At 71.4% G+C, this 4,490-nt stretch carries 7 protein-coding genes; 3 read left to right on the top strand and 4 right to left on the bottom strand.

Annotated features, from left to right (window positions below):
* The 4 genes from G3I65_RS16115 to G3I65_RS16100 all read right to left on the bottom strand — a co-directional run.
* A partial coding sequence (locus G3I65_RS16115) for a leucine zipper domain-containing protein (RefSeq protein WP_160696837.1) occupies positions 1-411 on the bottom strand: 411 nt, incomplete at its 3' end.
* 125 nt (positions 412-536) lie between these two features.
* Positions 537-1,730: a cation:proton antiporter gene (locus G3I65_RS16110; RefSeq protein ID WP_160696836.1), complete on the bottom strand. Its 1,194-nt coding sequence runs from the start codon at positions 1,728-1,730 to the stop codon at positions 537-539.
* Positions 1,731-1,737: 7 nt separating this feature from the next.
* Positions 1,738-2,220 (bottom strand): cation:proton antiporter regulatory subunit, encoded by a 483-nt coding sequence (locus G3I65_RS16105; RefSeq protein ID WP_163046698.1) that lies wholly within the window; start codon positions 2,218-2,220, stop codon positions 1,738-1,740.
* Positions 2,221-2,256: 36 nt separating this feature from the next.
* Positions 2,257-2,625, bottom strand: coding sequence for a DUF4267 domain-containing protein (locus G3I65_RS16100; protein ID WP_160696834.1), 369 nt, complete (start codon positions 2,623-2,625; stop codon positions 2,257-2,259).
* A 91-nt stretch (positions 2,626-2,716) separates the two neighbouring features.
* Between G3I65_RS16100 and G3I65_RS16095 the strand changes: the two genes are divergently transcribed.
* The 3 genes from G3I65_RS16095 to G3I65_RS16085 form a co-directional block, all read left to right on the top strand.
* Positions 2,717-3,283, top strand: coding sequence for a TetR/AcrR family transcriptional regulator (locus tag G3I65_RS16095; protein ID WP_166640170.1), 567 nt, complete (start codon positions 2,717-2,719; stop codon positions 3,281-3,283).
* Between the two features lie 92 nt (positions 3,284-3,375).
* A complete protein-coding gene (gene cmk, locus G3I65_RS16090; RefSeq protein ID WP_160696839.1) occupies positions 3,376-4,080 on the top strand; it encodes a (d)CMP kinase in 705 nt (234 codons plus the stop codon).
* Positions 4,077-4,490 (top strand): 1-acyl-sn-glycerol-3-phosphate acyltransferase (locus G3I65_RS16085; RefSeq protein WP_166640169.1); only part of this gene is annotated, 414 nt, incomplete at its 3' end. The genes cmk and G3I65_RS16085, both read left to right, overlap by 4 nt.

The following is a 4,490-nucleotide window of genomic DNA, read 5'->3' as shown; positions in this document are numbered from 1 at the left end:
CAGCGAGCCGGGATGGTCGTGTTCGTAGCGGCGCAGCGGTTCGCCGGTGACCCGGTCGATGCGGGACAGCCGGTTGATCCGGCAGCGCACCAGCACCGCGTGCACGGTCGAAGCCGGGACGTTGAGCCGGCCGGCGATCTGGACCGGGCCGAGTCGGTGGCGCCATCGCAGCCGCACGATCGCCCGCATGAGGTGTTCGGGGGTGCGGGTCGGGCTGTGGTGGGGGCGGCTGCTGCGGTCAGCCATCCCTGCCGCGCCCTCGAGCCGGTAGCGCTGCGCCCATTTCGCGGCCGTTTTGGCGGCGACCATGAACATCTTGGCCGCTTCAGCGTGGGTCCAACCGTGTTCGACGACCAGCCGGGCGAGTCGCAGCCGGGTGCGCGGGGTCAGGGTGGCGTTAGGGTGGGACACGAAGGCCTCCGGCGGGTGAAGCGGTTCCTAGACAGCTCCACTTCACATCCGGAGGCCTTCACCTGTCAGCACGACAGGCCGCCAGTGATCACCTCAACTCGGGACAACGTCCCCGGACATCACAGCTAGTTCGCCTCGACCGGCGCTGTCTTCGCGGCCGACTTGCGTTGCAGGGCACGGGCGATCGGCTCGACGACTCGTGCGGCCGTCGGGCCGAGGATCGCCATCAGCAGGACGTACGCCGTCGCGAGAGCCGCCAGTTCGCCCTCGACCGCGCCCGCCGTCACCGCCAGGCCCGCGATGACGATCGAGAACTCGCCTCTCGCCACCAACGCTGCACCTGCCCGGGCGCGGCCCATCTTCCCGATGCCCTGGCGGCGGGCGGCCCACCAGCCGGTGCCGACCTTCGTCAGCGTCGTCACCACCGCCAGTACCACCGCCCAGCCGAGGACCGGCGGGATGGACGCCGGGTTCGTGTTGAGGCCGAACACCACGAAGAAGACCGCCGCGAACAGGTCGCGCAGCGGCTCCAGCAGGTGGGTCGCGTTCTCCGCCGTCGAGCCCGAGATCGCGATGCCGAGCAGGAACGCGCCGACCGCGGCCGAGACCTGCATCGCCGACGCGATGCCCGCCACCAGCAGGGCCGCGCCGAGGACCTTGAGCAGGAACACCTCGCGGTCGGGGCTGTCGACGGCGGCCGAGACGTAGCGGCCGAACTTCAGCGCGATCACCAGCACCACGGTGATCACCAGCAGCGAGATCCCGACGGCCTCCATGCCGCCGAGGAAGCTGACGCCGCCGAGAACCGCGGTCAGGATCGGCAGGTAGAGCGCCATCACCAGGTCCTCGAACACGAGGATCGACAGCACGACCGGGGTTTCGCGGTTGCCGAGCCGGCCGAGGTCGCCGAGGACCTTGGCGACGATGCCGGACGACGAGATGTACGTGACGCCCGCCATCACCATCGCGCCGACCGGGCCCCAGCCCAGCAGCAGCGCGACCGCCGCGCCCGGAGCGGCGTTGAGGACGATGTCGAGCAGGCCCGCGGTCCAGGAGCGGCGCAGGCCGGTGAACAGCTCGGCCGCGGAGTACTCCAGGCCCAGCAGCAACAGCAGCAGCACGACGCCGATTTCGCTGGCCAGGTGGGTGAAGCCGCCGATGTCGGTCAGCGGGATCAGCCCGCCGGAGCCGAAGCAGAGGCCGCCGAGCAGGTAGAGGGGGATGGGGGAGAGGCCGATCTTCCCGGCCAGGCGCCCGAGCGCGCCCAGCACGAAGAAGACCGCCCCCAGTTCGATCAGGGACAGCGCGGTGTGGTCCATCGGCCGCTCAGCCGTACTTGAGGATCTTGGCGGCGGCTTCGAGGCCCTCGCTCGTGCCGACCGCGACCAGCAGGTCGCCCCCGGTGAGCGCGAAGTCCGGCGTGGGCGAGGGGTGCACCTGGCCCGCGCGCGCCACCGCGACCACCGAAACCCCGGTGCGCGTGCGCATCGCCGTGTCGCCGAGGGTGCGGCCGTCGAACGGGCCGGACGGCTTGATCGGCAGCTGCTTCGTGCTGATCCCCGGCAGGTCCTGGTGCTCCTCGGTGAGCTGCGCGACCAGCTGCGGCGCGCCGAGGAGGTTGGCCAGCGTGCCCGCCTCGTCCGCGGTCAGCGGGATCGAGGCGGCGCAGGCGTCCGGGTCGTCCGACTTGGACACGATCAGCTCGGTGTGCCCGTCCCGCTGCGACACGACGCCGATGCGGCGGCCGGTACGGGTGCTGAAGTCCTTGCGGACCCCGATGCCGGGAAGAGGGGTTACTTCGACGTTCACCCAACCACCGTAGCCCACGTGTCCGATTCGCGACGTTCAGCCGAGCAGGAGCAACCCGGCCGCGACGACCGTCACGAGCGCGGTCAAGCCGTGGACGCTGAAGGCGATGGCCTTCTTCCCGTGGTGGCGCAGGATGATCAGCATGTCGAAGAGGGGCCAGACGGCCGCGGTGAGCATGACCCACCCCAGCGCGTGCGGGTCGCCGTAGATGGTCAGGGCCAGCAGGACGAGGCCGGCGCCGACGTCGCGGCCGCCCTTGACGTTCAAGAAGTTCTCGGCGTCGTCGGGGACGTGGGCGAAGCCGAAGCCCACGGCGATCTTCGCCGGCGCGAAGAGGTAGTTGACGCCGATGTAGCTGATCCCGAGCGCGATGATCGCGGTGAGGACGTAGCCGGTGACGAGCATGGTGTTCCCTCCAGTTTTCTAGCATCGCTAGGATTGCTAGCAACGCTAACCTAGCGTCGCTAGTTTGTCTAGCAGTGCTAGGATGTGACCCATGACCCAGCGACAACGGCGTGTGCGCGACCGGACCGAGCGAGCGCAGCGGATCGTCACCGCCGCCCGGGAACTGGCCGAAGCGGAGGGCTGGGACGCGGTCACCACCCGGCGGCTCGCGGCGCTGATCGAGTACAGCCAGCCGGTGCTCTACAGCCACTTCCCCGGCGGCAAGGACGCGATCATGGCGGCGGCCGCCCTGGAGGGGTTCGCCGAACTGGCCACGGCGCTCGCGGCCGGGCGCGAGGGCGGCGTCGCCGGGGTCGCCAGTACCTACGTGGCGTTCGCCGATGGCAAGCCCGCGTTGTACGACGCGATGTTCACGCTGGCTTCGGAGCTGCCCTTCGCCAAGGACGAGACGCCGGAGGTGATGAAGGCGTGCTTCGCCGAGCTGCTCGCGGTGATCGAGCCGGTGGCGGACGAGCCGGACGCGGGCGCGCTGACCGAGGTGTTCTGGAGCACGCTGCACGGCCTGGTGACGCTGGACCGCGGCCACCGGCTGTCGCCGGCGTACCGGGCGGAACGGCTCGCGCTGGTGGTCGCGCGCTTCGGGGCGCGGGGCGACTGATCTCCGCCGCGACCCGACCGGCAGAATGGGCACCGAAGCCGATCGAGTGCGAGAACGCGAGGAGTGTGCTGGTGACGGGAGCCCTACGTGGTGTGGTCGCCCTGGACGGCCCGTCGGGAACCGGGAAGACCACCGTCGCCCGCAAGCTCGCCGACCGGCTCGGGGCCGGCTACCTCGACACCGGCGCCATGTACCGGATGGTCACCCTCGCCGTGCTGCGCGCCGGCGTGGACCCCGCCGACGCGGCCGCCGTCGCCGCGGTCGCCGACCAGGCGGACTTCAGCATCGGGACCAGCCCCGAGCGCCCCGAGATCCGGCTCGGCGGCGAAGACGTCGCCGCCGACATCCGGGGGCCCGAGGTCACCAAGGCCGTCTCGCCCGTCTCCGCCGTGCCGCACGTGCGCGAGCTGCTGGTCGGCAGGCAGCGGCAGATCATCGGCGACGTCGTCGGGCACCGCGGCGGGATCGTCGTCGAGGGCCGGGACATCGGCACCGTCGTCGTGCCGGACTCGCCGCTCAAGGTCTTCCTGACCGCGTCGGCCGACGTCCGCGCCTCCCGCCGGAGCACCCAGGACACCGCCGCCGGGCGGACGTCGTCGGTCGCCGACGCGCTGGCGAGCGTCGAGCGCCGCGACCACCTCGACTCGACCCGCGCCGCCTCGCCGCTGCGCGCGGCCGAGGACGCCGTGCACGTCGACACCTCGGAACTGTCGATCGACCAGGTGATCGTCGCACTGAGCGAACTGGCCAGCCGTCGTGGTCTGCTGGCGGGGTGCGACGCCGAGGTGGCTCGATGAGCGCTGACGGACTCCCCGAGGGATCCGTCGGCGCACTCCACGACGCCGGGCGGGTCTTCGCCCGGTACCATCTGCGGTCGGCCTTCCGCATCCGGGTGCACGGCCGCGAGCGCATGCCCGGCGGCGGGCCGGTGGTCGTGATCGCCAACCACAGCTCCATGGTCGAACCGCAGCTGATCTTCGGAATGCTGCCGCGGCGTTCGGCGTTCCTGGTCAAGGCCGAGCTGTTCAAGGGACTGGCCGGGAAGTTCCTGCTGGCCATCGGGCAGATCCCGGTCAAGCGCGGCGAGATCGACCGCAAGCCGCTGATGACCGCGGTCGGCGTGCTCAAGGACGGCGGTGTCGTCGGGATCTTCCCCGAGGGCACCCGCGGTGACGGCGACGTCGGCGCGGCCGAACGCGGCGCGGCC

It is taken from the genome of Amycolatopsis sp. SID8362, from assembly GCF_010550475.1.
GTDB classification, from domain to species: Bacteria; Actinomycetota; Actinomycetes; order Mycobacteriales; family Pseudonocardiaceae; genus Amycolatopsis; species Amycolatopsis eburnea.
The sequence above is the reverse complement of the archived record's forward strand: the minus strand, read 5'-3'. Positions and strand labels throughout refer to the sequence as shown.